The organism is Pisciglobus halotolerans (assembly GCF_900113675.1).
GTDB lineage: Bacteria > Bacillota > Bacilli > Lactobacillales > Carnobacteriaceae > Pisciglobus > Pisciglobus halotolerans.
The window spans coordinates 15,469-36,104 of sequence record NZ_FOQE01000003.1 but is presented as its reverse complement, the minus strand read 5'-3'; the positions used below and the strand labels follow the sequence as shown (position 1 = coordinate 36,104).

Here is a 20,636-nt window from a genome sequence, read left to right as displayed (position 1 = left end):
ATTGTTTATTTGTCTCCTTTTTCATAGCTAGAAACGATCTCAGCACAAATTTGATGGCTTTTCAATGAAGATGCAAGGCTGACGGGGTTTTCTCCTGTTTGGACAGCTTGAACGAAAGAACGAATCAGTGGTGAAAAACCTCTTTTTTCTAAAGTCGTTTCCCAATCACCAAATGTTTTTTGAGCGTGCTTTTCAAAGGAATGACTTTCATATTCTGTCAAGTTGGTCACACGATAAGTTCCTTCAGTAGACTGTACTTCTGCTGTTTCTAAGTTTGCGCCGCTCACATAATTCATAGAAGCCACACAAATCGTGTGGGCTGTTTTCAACTGCAGCACGCAGTTTTTTAATTGGCCTTCTTCTTCATAAAGGCGATGACTGATTTCTTCCACCGGTTCATCCAATAAATACAAAGCTGTATCTACCACATGTATAAAGAGATCAAAAATAGCAAATTGTACACTGCCTGAACTAGCTGGCTTATTTTTTTGGATAAAGAGCATATTTTTATGCGGTACCTTTTTGAGCTCTTGGATCATGGGCGCAAAACGGCGGTTAAACCCTGTCACTAGCAGCAATTCTTTTTCTTTGGCAAATGCCATCAGCTCTTCTACTTCTTCCAACTGCTCACTGATTGGCTTATCAACATATACATGAATCCCTTGTTCTAAGCATTGACGAATCAGTGCAGCATGGGTGTGGGTTGCTGTATGGATAAAGACAGCTTCGATCCCACTTTGGATCAATGCTTCAACTGACGGATACAAATAAGCTGTACGATACCGTTGGCCAATCTGTTTCAATTTTTCTTGATCACGCGTATAAAGGTGCCACTCTACTTGATCACTCATCTCCATCATAACGGGCAAATAAGCTTTTTGCGCAATGTTGCCTAATCCTACTATTCCTATTTTCATGCTGCTGCCTCATTTCAAATTTATTTATTCGTTTTTTACATTTTTTCTTGTACAATTATTGTAATACGTTTTTTAAAAGGAGTTTGAAAATCAATGAAATTTGTTTCATGGAATGTCAATGGTCTGCGTGCCATTGTTAAAAAAGGGTTTCTGGATATTTTTGATGCCTTAGATGCAGATTTTTTTTGTATTCAAGAAACCAAATTACAAGAAGGTCAAATCGATTTAGAGCTTCCAGGTTATTATGATTATTGGAATTATGCTGAAAGAAAAGGTTATTCAGGAACAGCTATTTTTACAAAACATCAGCCTTTATCCGTGGCTTATGGAATGGGGATCCCTGAACATGATACTGAAGGGCGTTTGATTACTTTAGAATACCCTGAATACTATGTCGTGACCTGCTATACACCAAACTCTCAGTCTGAACTGAAACGCCTCGACTATCGCGTTCAGTGGGAAAAAGATTTTTTAGCTTATTTAAAAGAACTAGATGCAAAAAAACCGGTTATTTTATGTGGTGACTTAAATGTAGCACATCAAGAGATCGATTTGAAAAATCCCGCCCGCAATCGCACCAGCGCAGGTTTTTCAGATGCAGAAAGAACACGTTTTTCCATGCTTTTAGATAATGGATTTGTAGATACTTTCCGCTATTTTTATCCTGATCAAACGGGCGCTTATTCATGGTGGAACTATCGCTTCAATGCGCGCAAAAATAATTCCGGCTGGCGAATCGATTACTTTTGTGTATCCGAACGACTGGCACCTAGATTAGAAGACGCAGCCATTCTTTCTTCGATTTACGGCTCAGACCATTGCCCTGTCCAATTAGAACTCAAATAGAAAAACAAGTACAGTGAACTTTGGGTTTTACTGTACTTGTTTTTTTTAGATGCTTGAAAAGATCCTCTATTCCTATCTTGAAAATAAATTTTCATTTTCCTGACGTCTCTATCGACCTCGCTCCACGCCCTCTTTATTTTTGGCGGCGTTGGATGTCTACAATAGTGTAACTGCGTGTGTCGTATCGGTTGCGGCTGCGTGAGTATTCGAATGGTGTGCCGTCTTCTAGATGCACGATTTGTTCAACTTCTAAAACAGGGTCGTTTTCTTGGCAAGCTAAGTATTTTTTGTCATATTCAGATGGTTTAACGGCTTGGATTTTGCGGTAAGCTCCTCCAAATGATAATCCTAAGTTTTGGTGGATAAATTCGTAAACGGATTTGTTCAAAATTTCTTCTGTTAGTCCTGGTACTAGAGCCGTTGGAAAGTAAGTATGTTCAATCACGTAAGGTTTTCCATCCACTAATCTTAGACGAACAATATTATACACTGGGTCATTTTTTTCCAGTTGTAAAGCTTCTCTGATTTTTTCATCAGGAAATTCTACATTAAAAGAAATGGCTTTGCCTTCTACCTTGTAGCCAGAAAGCTGTTTTGTCAGTCCTTCATATTCCATTGCGTTAGAATCTGAACTGTTGAGGAGTGCATTTTTTTTAACATACGTACCAGAGCCGCGTTTTCGAAAGATCAGTCCTTCCATCGCCAGAATATCCATCGCTTTTTTGACGGTCATCCGGCTTACGCCAAATTCCTTAGACAAGGTGACTTGATCAGGGATCAACGTATCTTCTGCGTATTCTCCTTTTTGGATTCGCTCTCTGATTTTATTGGCGATCATTTCATATTTTATCAAGCTGCTTTCCCCTCATCTTTCTATGTCGTTTTTCGTTTATCTTCTGTTTCAACTAAAGGCTATCCTATTATTAGGATACTCTATTTGATACAAAAAGACTAGTCTTTATTATACTTTTGACAGCGTTCGCTTATGCCGGCGTTGATTTGCTTTTCTTGGTCATTTCTATCTCTTGCACCTTCTTTTCAAGAAACTTCCTCAATCAAAATAACCACCAGTCTATAAACATTTCCTACTTTTATACTTGGGCGCCCATTTGCAAATCATTCGACAAAAAAACAGCTCCAAAAATAACATTTTCAGAACTGCTCCTATCGATTCAAACTTTATTCTGCTGTGCTCATATCAACTTGTTGCAAATTGGTTCTATCCAAAATCTTCAAGAATGGATACCAAATGACACCGATCAAAGCCATATCGATCAGCTGTAATACGCCGCCCATTATAGAGTTTGTTGCCAACATGCCATTAAAGAAGACAGGTACGGTCCACGGAACAGTGACTCCAGTTGGTGTCGGGAAAATACCAGCTGCCATAACCAAGTAGTTAAAAGTAGTAGAAACAAGCGGTGCTAACAGCCATGGGATAAAGATCGCCGCATTTAGCACGATCGGCATCCCGAAGATCACCGGCTCATTAACGTTGAAGATCCCAGGTGCCAAAGCTAAACGGCCCACATCTTTCAACTGCCGACTCTTCATAACAAAAGCCATCAAAATCACTACGATCAATGTGCTACCAGATCCACCCATACCCACTGTAAAGATTTCCATGAACGGTTTTGTTACGATATGCGGCAAAGTTTCTCCCTTTTGAAACGCTTCAAAGTTATCCAGCATCAGCGTATTCCAAATCGGATCCATCACAGAATTTACAATGATTTGTCCATGCAAGCCAAAGAACCAAAGCAACTGGACAAAGAAAACAGCAATTAAGGTTGCAGGCAGTCCGCTACCTAACCCAACTAACGGTTTTTGAATCACATTATAAACCACGTCATGCAAGTTTGTATCAAAAACGCCGGTAACAAAAGCGTTTACAAGAGTGAAAATTGTTAATGTAATAATAGCAGGAATCATAGCAGCAAATGACTTAGCTACTGCAGCAGGTACGGCTTCAGGCATTTTGATGACAATACCCTTTTTCGTGATTCTTGAATAAATTTCAGCCGCAAGAAAAGCAGCAATGATCCCAATGAACATTCCTTTTGCACCTAAACGATCCGTTGTTAATACCCCAGTGACCGTTTCTCCACCTTCTGTTACAGTAGCAAATGGCGTTACGATCAAATAAGCAGCCAACGATACTGCTCCGCCAAAGATAGGTTCTACATCATGCGTTTTCGTTAAATAATAACCAATACCAAATGTTACAAATAAAGTCATGATCGACATGGTTGCGTTTTGCCCATTGCCAAATAAGTTGCCTAGTGTACCTTTCAACTCGTCGCTAAAGAAAGGCAAATTATTGATTACAACGACTAGTGAACCAAACATCGTCAAGGGGAAGGCCAGCATAAATGCATCGCGCAAAACTAATAAATACTTATTTTGTCCTAGTTTACTTGCAATAGGAACCAACTTTTCACTCAGCTTGTCTATAAAACCATTCACATGAATCCCTCTTTCTTTTTTTAAGTTACTTGCTTGTATCTTAAGTGGCCACAAAAGATCGGAACCAAAAAGTATCCGTTTACAACATTTCTAACTAAAGTATAACATTCTATAGCTATATGTATATACTTATTTAATAAAAAAATGTACTTTATCTTTTTGATTCGTCACATTTTGTTCATTTTTTTTAAAGCGTTTTCTTTCCATAAAGATAAGACTCGTCTATGACGAGTCTTTTCCTATTTATCTTATTATATTTCAGCTATTTTGCTTCCTTAAAAACTGCTCAGATACGTTATTGAAACCTTGGTATAGCTGCTCATTTGTTTATTGGCCAACTCAATGACACTTATGCTCCTGAGTTGGAACGATAATCTTTTTCCACTCCCACTCAAATGAGTTTCTGCTCCTGAGTTGGAACGATAACCTTTTTCCACTCCCACTCAAATGCGTTTCCGACCCTGAGTTGCAACGATAGCTTTTTTCCGTTCCTACTCAAATCAGTTGCTGTGCCTGAGTTGAAACGATAACTCGTTTCCGCTCCTACTCAAATGAGTTTCTGCTCCTGAGTTGGAACGGTAACCTTTTTCCGTTCCTACTCAAATCAGTTGCTGTGCCTGAGTTGAAACGATAACTCGTTTCCGCTCCTACTCAAACTATTGCACCCACTTAAGCATAGACTAATTAAGCTTTTGCCATTCATTTAACTTCTTCCTCTTTTAAGAAAGCTTTAAGAAGCTTAATCAGCAAAAATCAGCTGTCAGACTAAAATGTTTGAAGATGCTTTTGAAGCATCGATCCATTCTTAGTCTAACAGCTGATGTTAGCGTTTTGATTGCTTGCGTTGTTCCTACGTTAGTGCTTGCTACCGAGCTTGATTTATAAAACAATTCTTAGCGAAATAATACAAAGCGAGCATAGCGAGTCTTTGCGACTTAATTATTCTTGCAGGGTCGCTGCGTTCCCTGTGGTTGAGTTGCGCCGCGCTTTTTCATTTTCCTGTCGCCTCTGTCGACCTCGCTCCGAATCCTTGTAGTTGAACTGCGAAAGCCAGATTCTTTGCAAAAAAGATAAGTTGTTTTGATGCGCGCTGCGCTGCTCTCTTCAACAACTTCTTGTTTTTGCGGTGACTCTTTCAAGCATTCTCCGTATCCTTATATTTTAGTTGAGCTGCGCGAGGTAGAGTCTCGGGTAAAATTCAAAAGACGCTCGCATGCGCGGGATGCTCTGCGCCGCGCTTTTTCATTTTCCTGTCGCCTCTGTCGACCTCGCTCCGCATCCTTGTTTTTAGTCGTCGAAGCCGTTGTTGTCTGTCATTTGTTTGAACCATTGGCCGCTCTTTTTGATGGTTCGTTTGCAGTCGTTGTCTAAGTCAACTGCGATGAAGCCGTAGCGGTTTTTGTAAGCGTTCAGCCATGACCAGTTATCCATGCAAGTCCACATATGATAGCCTTGTACATTGCTGCCTTCTTGGATAGCTTGGTGCACATATTTCAAATGGTCTTTGACAAATTCGATTCGGTAGTCATCATCGATGCGGCCGTCTTCGTTGATATAACGTTCTTCGCCTTCAACGCCCATACCGTTTTCCGAAATGAAGCAGCGAATGTTGCCATAGTTTTCGCGCAGATTTGTCAAAATATCATAAATTCCTTTTTCGTAAATTTCCCATCCACGATAAGGATTCATTTTGCGGCCAGGCATTTCGTAGTTGTCGAAGTAGTCATCTGGCATTGGACCATCTGACAACTTTTCAGCAGATTCTTTCGCTTTGATACGACGCGGTTGATAGTAGTTGACCCCTAGCAGATCAACGGTATTTTCTTTGATAATGTCCAAGTCGCCTTCTTCAATAACAGGCAAATAATCGATTTCTTTCAGCAAATCTACCAAGTCAGTTGGAAAGACACCTTTTACAGCCGGTTCTAAGAAAGAGCGGTTAAAGATGGCATCTGCGATTCTTGCTGCTTTGACATCTTCAGGATTATTTTCATCACGCGGATAACTTGGCGTCAAGTTTAAAATGATGCCGATTTCGCCGCCTTGATTCAATTCATGATAAACTTTGATGGCTTTCGCACTCGCCAACGCTTCATGATAACCAACTTGCGCAGCCTTTTTCATATCAACGATGGCTGGATAATGGAATTGGTATAAATAGCCACCTTCAACTGGTACGATCGGTTCGTTGTGTGTAAACCATTTTTTTACACGATCACCAAATAGTTCAAAACAAGTTTTCGCAAAATGAACATAGGCTTCTACTGTTTCTCTATTTTCCCATCCACCTTTTTCCTGCATCTTCATAGGCATATCAAAGTGGTAGAGGTTCATGAAGGGCTCAACATCATTAGCAATCAACTCATCAATAACTGAATTATAAAAATCAACCGCTTTCTGGTTTACTTCTCCTGTACCATTTGGAATCAAACGGCTCCATTGAATAGACGTCCGAAAACTATTGTGTCCTGTTTGTTTCATTAACTGAATGTCTGCTTTGTAGTTCTTGTAAAAAGCTGACGTCCGATTTGGTCCAACTTGATCGAAAAATGCTTCAGGCTGTTCTGCATACCAGTGATCCCAAATATTTGCTCCTTTTTGATCTCCTTCATATGTACCTTCTGTTTGCGGTCCACTTGCAGCCGATCCCCACCAGAAGTTTTCTGGAAATGTATATTTCATTTAACAACGCTCCCCTTTTTAATAGGACTATACTTTTTATTTTTAATATTATACTTTTTTAGTTTAACAAAAATGGATACATTTGTCTTGCTTTTTTCTTCTTTATTAAACGTTTTCTAACCAGTTGCATTCTCTATTGCTCAAATGAATCCCTTCAACATAAAAAAATAGGTCTCCCTATTCCTATGAAGTTAAGTGTCACTTTACATTTTTGTCACTATGACTAGCATAAATGTTATAGTCAGTTTTATCAAGATGGTTTATGTGAACGGCTTCAAAAAAGTGTGCCGAGATCATGATCAAAGAATAAAGCAGCGAGACTGTTCAATGAACATCCTATTTTAATGACAAAAACCAACCGATGCAATCCAGCATGTCCGTTTATCTCATTACCCGCTTCTGCAGAAGATTTATTTTTCTTTTAGATGAAAAGCTCAATAGCAAAAGCGAAGTGTCTGCATTGCGAATAGTATCGCTTGTTAAAAAAATTAAAGTGGAAAAACTTATGGATATAAGTGCAAAAACTTTTTTCCAACCATTCATTGACACTATTCCTTTCAATTTTTTGTTGCATCCTGTATATGAATCGGCTATACTTATACAAGATGAAATCGATAATTCCCCATAAGGGAGTAACTGGCAGCTTCGGCTGTGGCAACATCACCAGCAAGTAGATGTGAACCAACTACTGGTGTTGTCTTAAATAGTGAGACTTATGCAGATTGTTTATTGATAGATAGGTTCTATCTGTCGCCTGAAACAATTTTGCATGAGTCTTTTTTTTATCGCATTTCTAAAAGTGATCTCTAAAGGAGGAATGGTCTGGATCCAACTCTACTAAGAGCTGTTTGCCGAACTTCTGCTTTTTTTATGCCCAGAAAGCTCTTGCTGACAGGGTCATTTTCTTGTTAGAAAAAAATCGGTATGGTAGTATAAACTGTAACAAAATGCATTTTTCGGCCTTTCCTTTTGGTTCTCTCACACAGAAAAATCATCTGGTCAGAAAATCAACAGGAAAACGAATTTAATGGAAAGAGAGGAGAAAACAATGTCCAAAGAACAAACAAAAAAGGATTTTTACGCTTTAGACGAAGCGGCTGTATTTTCAGAAGTTGATTCTTCCAAAAACGGTCTGACAAAAGAAGAAGCGGCTTCAAGGCTGGAAACTTATGGACCTAACGAACTGGAAGAAGGAGAAAAGCGGTCCACTCTCCAAAAGTTTATTGACCAGTTCAAAGATTTTATGATCGTTGTCTTGCTGATCGCAGCCATCATCTCTGGTACGATCGGTGGAGAAATGGCAGATGCCATCATTATTTTAGTTGTTGTTATTGTTAATGCTGTATTAGGTGTATTTCAAGAAAACAAAGCTGAGGAAGCCATCGATGCTTTGAAGAAAATGGCTTCTCCTATGGCAAACGTTAAGCGAAGCGGCGAAATCGTCCAAGTCAAATCAGGTGAACTCGTTCCCGGAGATGTCATCATTATGGAAGCCGGAGATGTCGTTCCTGCTGATATTCGTTTATACAACACAAATTCCTTGAAGGTTGAAGAAGCTGCTTTGACTGGTGAATCTGTTCCAGTTGAAAAAAGCTTGGAATCAGTTGAAGCAGGTGCTGCGATCGGTGACCGTACCAATATGGCTTTTTCAAGTACAAACGTCACATATGGCCGCGGTGAAGGTGTTGTTGTCAGCACTGGAATGAATACTGAAGTCGGAAACATTGCCAACATGTTGCAAAATACGGAAGAGAAAAAGACGCCTCTACAACAAAACCAAGATAATCTTGGTAAGTCATTGACGATCTTGATCCTGATTATTGCTGCTTTAATGTTTGTTATCGGTTTTGGATTCAATGACCGTCCTTGGTTGGATATGCTGATGGTTTCGATTTCTGTTGCCGTTGCCGCTATTCCAGAAGGTCTGCCGGCTATCTCAACGATTATCTTAGCTTTGGGTACACAAGCAATGGCTAAAGAAAATGCGTTGATCCGTAAATTGCCAGCTGTTGAAACACTTGGTGGTACGGAAGTTATTTGTTCAGACAAAACAGGTACGTTGACTCAAAACAAAATGACGATCGAAAAAGTGTACTATAACGGTCAACTTCATGGCGCAAATGAAGAAATCGATTTGAACCTTCCTGTGATGAGAGTCATGAACTTTGCCAATGATACAAAAGTTGCCGAAGATCGTTCACTGATCGGGGACCCTACTGAAACGGCTTTAGTCCAATTTGGTTTTGACAAAGGCTTTGAATTAAAAGCAGCTTTAAATGACATGCCACGTGTTTCAGAAGTACCTTTTGATTCTGACCGTAAATTAATGTCAACGATCCATAAAGACAAAGATTCATTCTATGTTGCTACTAAAGGTGCTCCTGATGAATTACTGAAACGTTGTACCTCTATTTTGAAAGATGGCGAGATTGTTCCGTTAACAAATGCAGATCGCAAAACTATTCTGGATCAAAACCATGCGCTAGCTGTTCAAGCGTTGCGTGTATTGGCAATGGCTTTTAAAACGATCGATACTGTTCCAAGTAAAGTAGATACAGAAACAGTTGAACAAGATCTAGTATTCGCTGGATTGGTTGGTATGATCGACCCTGAACGTCCTGAAGCAAAAGCCGCGATCGCAGAAGCAAAAAGCGCTGGTATCCGTACTATCATGATCACAGGTGACCATAAAGATACTGCTTCCGCTATTGCTGCTCGTTTAGGTATTTTGGACGAAAATGCAGCCAATAACGCGATCCTGACAGGTGCACAATTAGATGATATTTTAGAACATGAATTCGAAAACACGGTTCAAAATTACTCCGTTTATGCCCGTGTTTCTCCAGAACACAAGGTACGTATCGTAAAAGCTTGGCAAAAACAAGGCAAAGTTGTGGCGATGACAGGTGATGGCGTCAATGACGCACCTTCCTTGAAACAATCTGACATTGGTGTTGGTATGGGAATCACAGGTACAGAAGTTTCTAAAGGGGCCTCCGATATGGTCCTTGCTGACGATAACTTCGCTACGATCGTAAATGCGGTCAAAGAAGGACGGAAAGTATTTGCAAATATCCAAAAAGCTGTTCAATACTTGCTTTCAGCTAACTTAGGTGAAGTGTTGACCCTATTTGTCGCTACATTACTAGGATGGACGATTTTAGAGCCGATCCATCTATTGTGGATCAACTTAGTGACAGATGTCTTCCCTGCTATTGCATTGGGATTAGAAGAACCTGAAGAAGATATCATGGAACAAAAACCACGTGGTCGTTCTTCTAACTTCTTCTCAAATGGCGTTTTCCCAAGTATGATCTATCAAGGGATCTATGAAGGTGCCATCACTTTATTCGTCTTCTGGTTAGCCAATTACTACTACGGATTTGAATTGCATATTGCTGAAGCGATGGCCTTCTTGACACTTGGATTCATTCAATTGGCACATGCCTATAACAGTAAATCTGTCTTTAAATCCTTATTCTCTGTTGGGCCATTTGGTAATAAGATGTTGAATTACGCAACGATCTTGTCCTTAGGTTTGATCCTGCTCGTTGTCTTTGTTCCTGGATTGAATACTATTTTTGGTATTTACGACATGACTGGACAACAATGGATGATCGTTATTATTGCTGCTCTATCTATCATTCCATTTGTTGAAATCGTGAAAGCTATTCTTCGCGGTGTAGGATATGATGATAAAGTAAATCAAAATAAATAAACAGTGCAGACAAAAACATCCTCCTTTTAAAAAAGGGAGGATGTTTTTGTGTTCTTTTGAAGCGCAAGCATCAAAAATCTACGAGTTTTTCTGCTGCAAACTTGATATCACTTTAAGTTTTCTCCATTTGATGCAATCACGTCTTTGTACCAATAAAAGCTATCTTTGCGGATCCTGCTCAAGTCTTTTAAGTCAAAGTCGGAACGATTGACGTAAATGAAACCATAACGTTTTCTGAATCCTTCATGGGTACTGATCAAATCAATCGCACTCCATGGATGGTAACCAAATAGCTCAACACCATCTGAAATAGCCAGTTGCATTTGCTCAATGTGCTCACGCAAATAGTGAATACGATAATCATCATGCACTTTGCCGTCTTCAGTAAAGGTATCACGTCCACCTAAACCATTTTCCGTGATCATTAATGGCAAAGCATAACGAGAATAGATTTCATTTGCTGTGATCCGCAGACCGATTGGATCAATTTCCCAGCCAAATTCGGTTTTTTCTAAATCACCATGTGGAACTTGGCGGAAGAAACCTGGAATGCCTTGTCCCTTTTGCTGATCTGCGGTCTTTTCGTCGGTTGTTGCTTCTCCAACTGGGTAAGCTTCAACTGTTCCTGACGTATAATAGTTAAAGGCGATAAAGTCAGCTTTTCCTGCTTTCAACACTTCTTCATCTCCTGGTTCAAATGTTGGTAAAGCATCATTTGCTTCCAAAATAGCCCAGGCTTGATGGTTATAGCGCCCATAAACAGCCATGTCTAAGTACAACCAATTGCGCAAAGCGTTAAAGCATTGAGCAGCTTGTATATCTTCAGGTTTATTCGTTTTTGGATAAGTGATCGAAATATTAGGCGCTGGTCCAATTTTAGCCTCTGCCAGTTTGTCATGACAGTGCTTCATGGCCTTCGCCTGTGCCACTAACATATGATGGTTTTGCTGATACGTTTTCTGCATCGAATCGCTGCCGGTGCCGATCGCTGCTCCTGAAAGGATCATCATATTCTGCTCGTTGATCGTTTGCCAATATTTGACTTTATCTCCAAAGCGATCAAATAATATATCACAATAACGAACGAATGCATCAATGGTTTCTCGGTTATCCCAACCGCCTTTTTCTTCCAATGCAGCCGGCAGATCAAAATGATATACGGTCACCACTGGTTCAATCTGATGTTTTAGAAGTTCGTCGATCAAATTTTGATAAAATTGGATCCCTTCTTCGTTGATTGCTCCATCGCCATCTGGAACGATTCTTGTCCAAGCAATGGAGAAACGATAAGATTTAAAACCCATTTCCGCCATTAAAGCAACATCTTCTTGGTAATGATGATAATGGTCTGCGGCTACTTTAAAGTCGGAAGTCCCTTCTGGAAGCTGCTTGACATCTTGGACAGAAGGACCTTTTCCGCCTTCATTCCAAGCTCCTTCTACTTGATAAGCACTCGTGGAACCACCCCACAAAAAATGTTCTGGAAAAGCTTTGTGTTTTGTGTTGCTCATTTCATTTCCTCCTTATGCGATTCTTCTTTTAGTATAAATGATTCTAAACCTTCTTTACAAACGTTTTCAAAAAAAGAAATATTTTTTTCTACTTTTGCATACAACTCTTCTGCCGATTTGTGCTATACTACCTTAAGAAAAAATGCAACCTTAACATATAGAGGTGAAAAACATGAACTTTACAGCCATTGACTTTGAAACAGCAAATCGTCAACGTCATAGTGCCTGTTCTCTTGCCCTGACTGTTGTCCGCAACAGCCAAGTGGTGGATTCTTATTACACTTTGTTAAAACCTGATACTTTTTTTGATTGGCGCAATATTCAAATTCACGGCATTCATGAAACAGATGTTGCAGATGCACCGAATTTTGCTCAAATTTGGCCTACAATTGCCCCCCTGTTTACAGAAAATCAATTGATTGTCGCACACAATCTGCCGTTTGACCGAGGCGTTTTGCAAGCCTGTCTAGATTATTACGATATCACTCAACCACATTTTCAAACGTTATGTACCGTTCAATCAAGCCGCAAGTTGTTGCCTGAGATTCCAAATCATCGTTTGAATACAGTCTGTGATTACTTGGGCATCCCTTTGCATCAGCACCACAACGCTTTGGCCGACAGTACTGCTTGTGCTAATATTTTACTATCCCTAGAAAATCAGTTTGGCACTTACGATTTGAAACGATTGGTCAAACACGTTTAAGCGAAAAGCAATTGAAAAATGATATTGAAGTCCTTTCCCCTGTTATGGCGCGCCGCAACAGGGGCTTTTTGTTTTGGAATCACTTTTTGCACGTCCTTCTCCGCTTCTTAATGAAACTGTTCGGTCGTTATGGATCATCAAACACCGCAAATATTCAACTTCAGCTCACTCAAAATGAGAATAGCTCTTGAGTAAGCTGAGTCCCTCTTTTATTTACCTATTCAATCCCTCTCCAGCTTTTGAATGCGTATGAAAAACAAACTTGTTTATATCACTCACTATTTTTCTAAAGAAAAAAGTTTTTCTTCTATTTTTTTCTATGAAGAAACTCTTTTTTTGCTGAGAAGAAAGGCCTCTAAAGAAGCGAGAATAACACTATTCTTAATGCATGTGTAATAAAATGCTACAGCATAAGTCAAGCGAAATCCCTTCAAATAAAATATCTTTATCAACAATATTTAGATGTAAGATAAGCATATTGATTGAGCTGTTCTCTTTTTTCAATTATCCTTATCTTAGCTTAAATTTTAGGAGGAAGATTCATTGAGGAAAGGAAAAAGGATACATTCCTTTATTTTATACAGTATTTTATTTGCATTATTTATGGGCTTAGGTTTGCCGACTGTCGTTCAAGCTAGTGAGAGCAATGCCAAAAAAGGGACTGCCCAAAACCCCTATATCATCACCACTGATATAACTTACCCACCTTTTGAATTTCAAAACGATAAAAAAGAATACGTTGGTATAGATGCAGACATTATCAATGCGATCGCAAAAGACCAAGGTTTTGAAATTGAGTTTCGTCCATTGAACTTTAGTGCAGGTTTGCAAGCTTTAGAGGCTAACCAGGTTGATGGCATGATTTCTGCAATGAGTATCAATCCAGAAAGAGAAGAATCTTTTGATTTTTCTGACCCTTATTACGAAGCTGGAACAGTAATGGCTATTTCAGAAAACAACAAAGAGATTCAATCATATGATGATTTGAATGGCAAAACAGTTGCTGTAAAAGTTGGTACCACTGGTGCAACGTTTGTGGAAAAATTACAAGAAAAGTATAGCATCAAGGTCAATCAATTCGAAGATTCTGCTACTATGTATCAAGACGTTGTTTCAGGTCATTCCGATGCAGTATTTGATGATTATCCAGTTATGGCTTACGCGATCCAACAAGGTCTCAAGCTTCAATTGCCATTAGAACCTGAAAAGGGAGACGTCTATGGATTTGCCGTTAACAAAGGCCAAAATGCTGAACTGCTAGACATGTTCAATACAGGACTGGCGAATATAAAAGAAGACGGTACATACGATAACATTATCGATCAGTATCTTGACAGTGACGAAAAAGGTTCTCAAAATGGCTTTTTCGCTTTGATTCAAAAAAATTGGCGTGAATTGCTGAATGGTTTAAGCAAAACGTTGCTGCTCACCGTTATTTCTTTCGCTATCGCCCTTCTTTTCGGAGTTGTTCTTGGATTCTTTGCCGCTTCCCCTTATGCTATTTTGAGAGGGATCTCGCGTCTTTATGTAACCATTATGCGAGGATTGCCAATGCTCGTATTAGCCTTCTTTATTTATTTTTCGATCCCAGAACTGCTCAATATTAAATTAACGGCATTTATTGCCGGAGTAGCTACTTTGACACTGAGTTCTGCAGCCTATATTTCTGAGCAAGTACGCGGCGGAATCGAAGCCGTATCTGGAGGCCAATTAGAGGCGGCTAGAAGTTTGGGAATGTCTTACGGAAAATCCATGGTTAGAGTTGTGATCCCGCAAGCTATCAAAATAATGATCCCATCCTTGATCAACCAATTTGTTATCACTTTGAAAGATACTTCTATTCTATCCATTATCGGAATTGTTGAATTAACACAAGCTGGAAAAATCATTATTGCGCGTACCTACTCTTCAGGCTCTATGTGGATCATTATTGGTCTTATCTACATTTTGATCATTACGTTCTTGACATGGTTGTCCACGTTTATTGAAAGGAAAATGATAAATGCCTAAATTAGTTGTAAAACATTTAAAGAAAAATTTTGGTGATCTTGAAGTTTTAAAAGACTTGAACTTTGAAGTAGAAGAAGGAGAAGTTGTCTGCATCATTGGACCATCTGGATCAGGAAAAAGTACTTTTCTTCGTTGTATGAACCGCTTAGAAGAAATCACAGGCGGTTCGGTGATCATTGACGGGGTCGATTTAGCAGATCCTTCTCAAAACATCAATAAAGTTCGAGAAAACATTGGCATGGTATTTCAACACTTTAATTTGTTTCCTCATTTGACAGTTTTGGAAAATATTATGTTAGCTCCTGATGAATTAAAAGATGAAACATCAGAGGAAACAAGAAAGACGGCACTCAGCCTTTTAGAAACGGTTGGACTATCAGATAAAGCGGATGTTTACCCTAAGTCTCTTTCAGGAGGACAAAAACAACGGGTAGCCATTGCTCGTGCTTTAGCGATGAAGCCAGATATCATGCTATTTGATGAACCAACCAGTGCTTTGGACCCAGAAATGGTCGGCGACGTACTGGAAGTAATGAAAAAGTTGGCTCGAGAAGGCATGACGATGTTAGTGGTCACACACGAAATGGGCTTTGCTAAAGAAGTAGCTGACCATGTTGTCTTTATGGATGAAGGATATATCATGGAAGAAGGAACACCTGACCAAGTCTTCAATCATCCGCAAAACGAACGAACAAAAGATTTCTTAGAAAAAGTACTTGTTTAACAAAAAACTGGTGTTGCCAGCAGCTTTTGAGCTGTTAGCAACACCAGTTTTTTTGTATAGAATTTTGTTGGAGTGAAAGACATTTGCTAAGTCATTGGACTAAGTTGAACTACTCCACCTTAAATCCTAACGGTTTTTGAAGATGGAGATTCCTAAGAACTCTGCTCTACTAAACAGATATGATTAGGCTAGCCCCGTAGTCCCTACGGTTTTGGAAGCTAACAGGCTGATTGCTTCCTGCTTCAGATTTATACTTGCATTAAGATCTCTGTCATGGTGAGTATGGCAATTCGGACACGCCCATTCACGAACAGCGAGATTCTTAACGGCTTTGTTTTGATACCCACACTCAGAACATAGTTGGCTGGATGGGAAGTTTCGAGCGACAGCTACGACTTCTTTCCCATACCATTTCGCTTTGTATTCAAGCAAGGTGCGAAACACTGCCCAGCTCACTTCTGAAATAGATTTGGCTAACTTGCGATTCAAAACCATATTTTTCACCAGCAAATCTTCTATTCCGATGATGTCGTGGTTTTTGACGATCTCGGTGGAGATTTTGTGCAGGTAATCCATGCGTTTGTTTTTGATCGTTTCATATATCTTCGCCACTTTGATTCGCTGTTTTTGATAATTCTTGGACTCTGATAATTGATGACCAGTTTTGAGTGCTTGTACTTTCCGTCTGGACAGCTTTCGTTGTTCTCTTGCGAGCTTCTTTTCTAAAGAACGGAAGAACTTTGGATTTTTATAGATTGTCCCATCGGAAAGTACCGCAAAATCTTTCAATCCAACATCGATCCCTACAGAAGAACCTGTTTTCTTGATCGGATCTGCTTCCGTTTCGACCAATAGGGAAACAAAATATTTCCCAGCAGGATTTCTACGGATTGTAGCGTTGAATATCCTTCCTTTCACTTCACGGCTCTTGGCGAAACGTACAAAGCCTAGTTTAGGAAGCTTTAACTGATTCCCCAAAACAGCGATGTTTCCATTGGTTGATTTAGTCGTATAAGACTGGACAGGATTCTGTTTGCTTTTGAAGCGAGGATACTGGTTCTGTTTCTTAAAGAAACGGTCAAAACTATCCGAAAGATTTCGCAAAGAAGATTGCAAGGCAATACTGTCGACTTCTTTGAGCCACTCTGTTTCTTCCTGTTTCTTCAAAGTGGGCAGTTGAGCAGAACACTTACCATAAGACAAGCCCTTGTTTGTTTCCTTATAGGTTTCTTTCCATTGATTCAGGAAGTGGTTGTAAACAAATCGAGAACAGCCGATGGTTTTGTTGATGAGGATAGATTGTTCTTTGTTTGGATAGAGCCGGAACTGATACGCCTTATGAATCTTCATTTAATGATCACCTCCTTGTATATGCCAGTTATATAATAATGAAAGAGAAAGATCAATGGAAACGATTAAAAAGTTCATCAGCCTACCAAGTCGAAGCAATTGAACAGGATCAAAAACAAAATGATTGGCAACATTACGTCAAGTTTATTCGTGTTAGCGCGAAAAGACTCAAAAATGGAAGTCTAGTTTTGAGCTGACACTCAACCGGCATTCATCTCCCACTTTCACTGGTGCTTTGCACCAAAACGTTTAGAAGTGGGCGTCTTCTGCCGGAAAATGATAAAGATAAGTTGTTTTGCTGTAGCTCTTTTGCCATTGAGCTTAATTTATGCAATAAATTTTAGCGAAATGGTACAAAGCGAGCATAGCGAGACTTTGCGACTTAATTATTCTTTCGACCTCGCTCCGTATCCTGTTTTTGTTGTGACTCTTTCAGGCTTTTTCCGTATCCTGTTTTTAAAGGAGTTTGCTCATGAGGCAGACGTCGTGGTATTGTCCTTCGTCTTTTACGCCGCGTTGCATGGTGGCTTCGAGTTGGAAGCCCATTTTTTCGTAGAGGTGTCTGGCTTTTTTGTTGCGGGCTTGCACGGTTAGTTCGAGGCGTTTGATGATACCCGAGTTTGTTGCCCAGTCTAGGATTTCTTCCAGCATTAGTGTACCTAGTCCTAACCCCCAGTATTCTTTGGCAATCACGATGCCGACTTCTCCAATGTGCTCAATTTTCGGGCTGCTATCTGCATGAACGGAAGCTGAGCCGATTACTTCTTCTTGATGAACAGCAACAAGAAGAACATTGTTGCAAGAAGCTTGTAGTCTTGCCAGCTGCTTTTTCTCTTCATTAGCTGTTATTCTTGGACCTTCTTTACCCATTGTCATAAATCCAGTTTCTGTTGCTGTCGTTTTTAAGTGTTGAAGCAAACTTTCTGCATCACTTGGTTTTGCTTCTCGTATAACGATATCTAAGGCTTCTTGGGTCATATTCGGTATTCAACGCTCCTTTTGAAACTTTTTAGTTCTTTTCTTCTATCGTGCTGTTTTATTTTATTGCCAATTTTTCAACAGTAATTCATATCTTTTTCCTTGAGGGATAAAAGCAATTTCGCGTTCCATTAAGTCTTCTCCGATAGGCGTTAGCTGTATGGTCAAAAAGCTTACAGGAAGATTTTCTTGCACATATTTTGCCCATTCGACAACTGAAACGCCATTGCCTTCAAAGTATTCTTCCAAACCTAGATCTGTACTCCCAGATTCTTCTAATCGATAAACATCCATGTGATAAAGCGGAAGCCGTCCATCTTCATATTCGCGAATCAATGTATAAGTAGGACTTTTGATCACACGGTTAATGCCTAGTCCTTCTGCTAACCCTTTCGTAAAAGTCGTTTTTCCAGCACCAAGATTGCCTTCTAATAGCAGCACATCTCCCGGTTGCAGGTATTGTGCCAAGTCAGCTGCGATTTTTTTAGTCTCTTCTTCATTTTTTGCGTGGAATGTTTTCATTTGTCACACCTTCTCTTTAATTTGCAATCAGTTCTTCAATGGTTCAATTCTAATCTATTTATAAACAAAAATAAACCTTCTTCTTTTTGCAGCAAAAAAGCAAAACAGCCGCCTTGAAAAGAATACTTTATTCCTTTCAAAGAACTATTTTGCTTGATGACTCTTATTTGCTGCAGACGGTGATCCGTTGATTTAAATACTTGGCTCGTTCGATCTCATCTACCAGTGCCAGTGCATAATCAGCATAACTGATCTCGCTATTGCCTTCACTATTGGTCAAGAGCTCATCTTTGCCGATTTGATACTCTTCCGTTCGCTCTCCTTCTGGGAAAAACATGGCAGACGGACTGATATAGGTCCACACAAAATCACTATGTTTTTTTAATTCTTCAAATGCTTTGGCCATATTTTCAGCGGTAGGTTTAAAGCTTTCTGGAAAATCAGGTGTATCTTGCAGTCTAGTTTGGTGGGCCTTATCCACATATAGACTGCCTGCTCCTCCTACTACGATCAAACGCGGCTTTCCTCTCCCTCTCAATAAGGTGATCAAATGATGCAAGCTCTTTTGATGCAGCTCTTCTTTTCCTGCCGGAGCATTAAAGGCATCTACAATAACATCTAAGTTTGCGATATCCTCTTCAGTCAAATCAAACAAATCTTTTTCGACATACGTAAAATCTCCATCTGGCAAGCGTTTGGCATTACGAACTAACGGAATGACTTCCATCCCTCTATGCATGGCTTCTGACGTGATGCGTGATCCAGCTTTACCAGTCGCTCCAATAATCCCTACTTTCATATGGGACCCTCCTCACTTTACTCTTTGAACCTTCTAGTCTCATTATAAGAGTCCTTAGAATAGGTTGCAATCAACAGCTATCCTATTTTCTGTTTTCTGCTTCAACATCGATAGTATCTGCTGAACGAAGGGAAACAGTTTTTTGACAAGAACACCGATTCTTCGAAATAGCTGCACCGCTTTAACAGGTGTTGTTAAAAAATAATATAGATGCTCAACAGATTTGCTCCTAGTACCATAAAAAGTCAAAAAAAAGCTGCTCATTTAAAGCAGCCGGTCATCTCTTTCAACTCGGCTCTTTTCGTGAGCAGCTCGTATATTCATTTTTTTATTACATGATCGTTTGGTTAGCTGTGATGATCGCTGTCTTATAAACGTCTTCTTCGTTACATCCGCGAGACAGGTCAGAAACAGGTTTGTTTAACCCTTGCAAGATTGGTCCAATGGCTTCAAAGTTACCGAAGCGTTGTGCAATTTTATAGCCGATATTTCCTGATTGTAATTCAGGGAAAACAAAGACTGTTGCTTGTCCAGCTACGTTTGAATCTGGCGCTTTTTGTTGTGCAACAGATTTAACGAAAGCTGCGTCAAATTGCAACTCGCCGTCAATGTCAAACTCAGGTGCCATTTCTTTAGCCAATTTAGCTGCTTCTTCAACTTTAGAAGCTTCTTCGCCTTTAGCAGAGCCTTTCGTTGAGAAGCTCAATAAAGCAACTTTAGGGTCAATGCCAAACATTTCAGCTGTACGTGCACTTTCTACTGCGATTTCAGCAAGTTCTTGCGCGTTTGGATTGATATTGATCGCACAGTCAGAGAACAAGTATTTTTCTTGTCCGCGTCCACGCATCATGATGAAAGCACCACTTGTACGGCTAACGCCTGGTTTTGTTTTGATGATTTGTAAAGCAGGACGTACAGTATCACCTGTAGAGTGAACAGCTCCGCTCACTAAAGCATCTACTTCGCCCATGTAAGTCAACATCGTGCCAAAGTAGTTTTCGTCTTTCAGCATTTCTCTTGCTTTTTCTTCTGTTGCTTTTCCTTTACGGCGTTCAACAAATGAAGCAACCATTTCATCAAATTTTTCGTAGTGATTAGGGTCGATGATTTCGATGTTTTCTACATCAAAGCCATGCGCTTTCGCTACAGTTTGGATTTCTTCAGGTTTTCCGATCACAACAGGGTGCAACAATTGCTCAGCTTGCAAGCGCACGACTGCTCCTAAAATACGTGGTTCTGTTCCTTCTGGAAAAACGACACGAATTTGTTTACCAGAGATTTTTTCTTTTAAACTATCAAATAGTTCCAAGGTGATTCCCTCCAATATTTTTATTCCTACCTTTCTATGATACTATATTCAGCAAAAAAAATCAGGTTTTCTACTGAATTTATATCTAAAAAGTTATC

15 protein-coding genes are annotated in these 20,636 nt (G+C 39.7%); 5 read left to right on the top strand and 10 right to left on the bottom strand.

All coding sequences use genetic code 11. The annotated features are described in order from the left end of the window. Positions 1-5 precede the first annotated feature (5 nt). Positions 6-917: a Gfo/Idh/MocA family protein gene (locus BM057_RS01705; RefSeq protein WP_092091059.1), complete on the bottom strand. Its 912-nt coding sequence runs from the start codon at positions 915-917 to the stop codon at positions 6-8. Positions 918-1,010: 93 nt separating this feature from the next. On the opposite strand from BM057_RS01705, the gene BM057_RS01700 reads away from it, so the two are divergent. Further along, positions 1,011-1,763 carry an exodeoxyribonuclease III gene (locus BM057_RS01700; RefSeq protein WP_092091057.1) on the top strand — a complete coding sequence of 251 codons (753 nt, stop codon included), beginning with the start codon at positions 1,011-1,013 and terminating at the stop codon, positions 1,761-1,763. 133 nt (positions 1,764-1,896) lie between these two features. Here the strand turns inward: BM057_RS01700 and BM057_RS01695 are convergent, their stop codons facing one another. From BM057_RS01695 to BM057_RS01680, 3 genes are all read right to left on the bottom strand, one after another. After that, entirely contained in the window at positions 1,897-2,601 is a 705-nt protein-coding gene (locus BM057_RS01695; RefSeq protein WP_425439008.1) for a GntR family transcriptional regulator, read from the bottom strand. 341 nt (positions 2,602-2,942) lie between these two features. After that, the gene (gene celB, locus BM057_RS01690) at positions 2,943-4,229 is read right to left on the bottom strand and encodes a PTS cellobiose transporter subunit IIC (RefSeq protein ID WP_092091055.1); all 1,287 of its coding nucleotides are present in this window, start codon (positions 4,227-4,229) and stop codon (positions 2,943-2,945) included. 1,287 nt (positions 4,230-5,516) lie between these two features. Next, positions 5,517-6,911: a glycoside hydrolase family 1 protein gene (locus BM057_RS01680; protein WP_092091051.1), complete on the bottom strand. Its 1,395-nt coding sequence runs from the start codon at positions 6,909-6,911 to the stop codon at positions 5,517-5,519. Between the two features lie 1,027 nt (positions 6,912-7,938). On the opposite strand from BM057_RS01680, the gene BM057_RS01675 reads away from it, so the two are divergent. Continuing rightward, entirely contained in the window at positions 7,939-10,629 is a 2,691-nt protein-coding gene (locus BM057_RS01675; protein ID WP_425439007.1) for a cation-translocating P-type ATPase, read from the top strand. A gap of 107 nt (positions 10,630-10,736) precedes the next feature. Here the strand turns inward: BM057_RS01675 and BM057_RS01670 are convergent, their stop codons facing one another. Continuing rightward, complete coding sequence (locus BM057_RS01670; protein WP_092091047.1) at positions 10,737-12,140, bottom strand: glycoside hydrolase family 1 protein; 1,404 nt, start codon at positions 12,138-12,140, stop codon at positions 10,737-10,739. A 172-nt stretch (positions 12,141-12,312) separates the two neighbouring features. Here BM057_RS01670 and BM057_RS01665 point away from each other — a divergent pair, with 172 nt between their 5' ends. From BM057_RS01665 to BM057_RS01655, 3 genes are all read left to right on the top strand, one after another. Continuing rightward, positions 12,313-12,846, top strand: coding sequence for a 3'-5' exonuclease (locus BM057_RS01665; protein WP_047390268.1), 534 nt, complete (start codon positions 12,313-12,315; stop codon positions 12,844-12,846). Positions 12,847-13,389: 543 nt separating this feature from the next. After that, positions 13,390-14,856: an amino acid ABC transporter substrate-binding protein/permease gene (locus BM057_RS01660; RefSeq protein ID WP_245741767.1), complete on the top strand. Its 1,467-nt coding sequence runs from the start codon at positions 13,390-13,392 to the stop codon at positions 14,854-14,856. Further along, positions 14,849-15,580 (top strand): amino acid ABC transporter ATP-binding protein, encoded by a 732-nt coding sequence (locus BM057_RS01655; protein ID WP_092091045.1) that lies wholly within the window; start codon positions 14,849-14,851, stop codon positions 15,578-15,580. The genes BM057_RS01660 and BM057_RS01655 overlap by 8 nt, the downstream gene beginning before the upstream one ends. A gap of 183 nt (positions 15,581-15,763) precedes the next feature. Here the strand turns inward: BM057_RS01655 and tnpB are convergent, their stop codons facing one another. From tnpB to pta, 5 genes are all read right to left on the bottom strand, one after another. After that, positions 15,764-16,930 carry an IS200/IS605 family element RNA-guided endonuclease TnpB gene (gene tnpB / locus BM057_RS01650; protein ID WP_092091043.1) on the bottom strand — a complete coding sequence of 389 codons (1,167 nt, stop codon included), beginning with the start codon at positions 16,928-16,930 and terminating at the stop codon, positions 15,764-15,766. A 456-nt stretch (positions 16,931-17,386) separates the two neighbouring features. Further along, on the bottom strand, positions 17,387-17,908 hold the full coding sequence (locus BM057_RS01645) for a GNAT family N-acetyltransferase (RefSeq protein WP_047390271.1): 522 nt from the start codon (positions 17,906-17,908) through the stop codon (positions 17,387-17,389). A gap of 63 nt (positions 17,909-17,971) precedes the next feature. After that, on the bottom strand, positions 17,972-18,430 hold the full coding sequence (gene tsaE / locus BM057_RS01640) for a tRNA (adenosine(37)-N6)-threonylcarbamoyltransferase complex ATPase subunit type 1 TsaE (RefSeq protein WP_092091041.1): 459 nt from the start codon (positions 18,428-18,430) through the stop codon (positions 17,972-17,974). A gap of 163 nt (positions 18,431-18,593) precedes the next feature. Next, entirely contained in the window at positions 18,594-19,229 is a 636-nt protein-coding gene (locus BM057_RS01635) for an NAD(P)-dependent oxidoreductase (protein WP_047390273.1), read from the bottom strand. Between the two features lie 331 nt (positions 19,230-19,560). Continuing rightward, a complete protein-coding gene (pta, locus tag BM057_RS01630; RefSeq protein WP_047390275.1) occupies positions 19,561-20,538 on the bottom strand; it encodes a phosphate acetyltransferase in 978 nt (325 codons plus the stop codon). Positions 20,539-20,636 lie beyond the last annotated feature (98 nt).

Excerpts from the sequence above, each read along its gene's own strand:
- BM057_RS01655 (WP_092091045.1), top strand. The coding sequence starts at position 14,849 with ATGCCTAAATTAGTTGTAAAACATTTAAAGAAAAATTTTGGTGATCTT.
- BM057_RS01680 (WP_092091051.1), bottom strand. The coding sequence starts at position 6,911 with ATGAAATATACATTTCCAGAAAACTTCTGGTGGGGATCGGCTGCAAGT.
- BM057_RS01645 (WP_047390271.1), bottom strand. The coding sequence starts at position 17,908 with ATGACCCAAGAAGCCTTAGATATCGTTATACGAGAAGCAAAACCAAGT.
- BM057_RS01700 (WP_092091057.1), top strand. The coding sequence starts at position 1,011 with ATGAAATTTGTTTCATGGAATGTCAATGGTCTGCGTGCCATTGTTAAA.
- BM057_RS01675 (WP_425439007.1), top strand. The coding sequence starts at position 7,939 with ATGGAAAGAGAGGAGAAAACAATGTCCAAAGAACAAACAAAAAAGGAT.
- BM057_RS01665 (WP_047390268.1), top strand. The coding sequence starts at position 12,313 with ATGAACTTTACAGCCATTGACTTTGAAACAGCAAATCGTCAACGTCAT.
- BM057_RS01635 (WP_047390273.1), bottom strand. The coding sequence starts at position 19,229 with ATGAAAGTAGGGATTATTGGAGCGACTGGTAAAGCTGGATCACGCATC.
- tnpB (WP_092091043.1), bottom strand. The coding sequence starts at position 16,930 with ATGAAGATTCATAAGGCGTATCAGTTCCGGCTCTATCCAAACAAAGAA.
- tsaE (WP_092091041.1), bottom strand. The coding sequence starts at position 18,430 with ATGAAAACATTCCACGCAAAAAATGAAGAAGAGACTAAAAAAATCGCA.
- BM057_RS01695 (WP_425439008.1), bottom strand. The coding sequence starts at position 2,601 with ATGATCGCCAATAAAATCAGAGAGCGAATCCAAAAAGGAGAATACGCA.
- BM057_RS01670 (WP_092091047.1), bottom strand. The coding sequence starts at position 12,140 with ATGAGCAACACAAAACACAAAGCTTTTCCAGAACATTTTTTGTGGGGT.
- BM057_RS01705 (WP_092091059.1), bottom strand. The coding sequence starts at position 917 with ATGAAAATAGGAATAGTAGGATTAGGCAACATTGCGCAAAAAGCTTAT.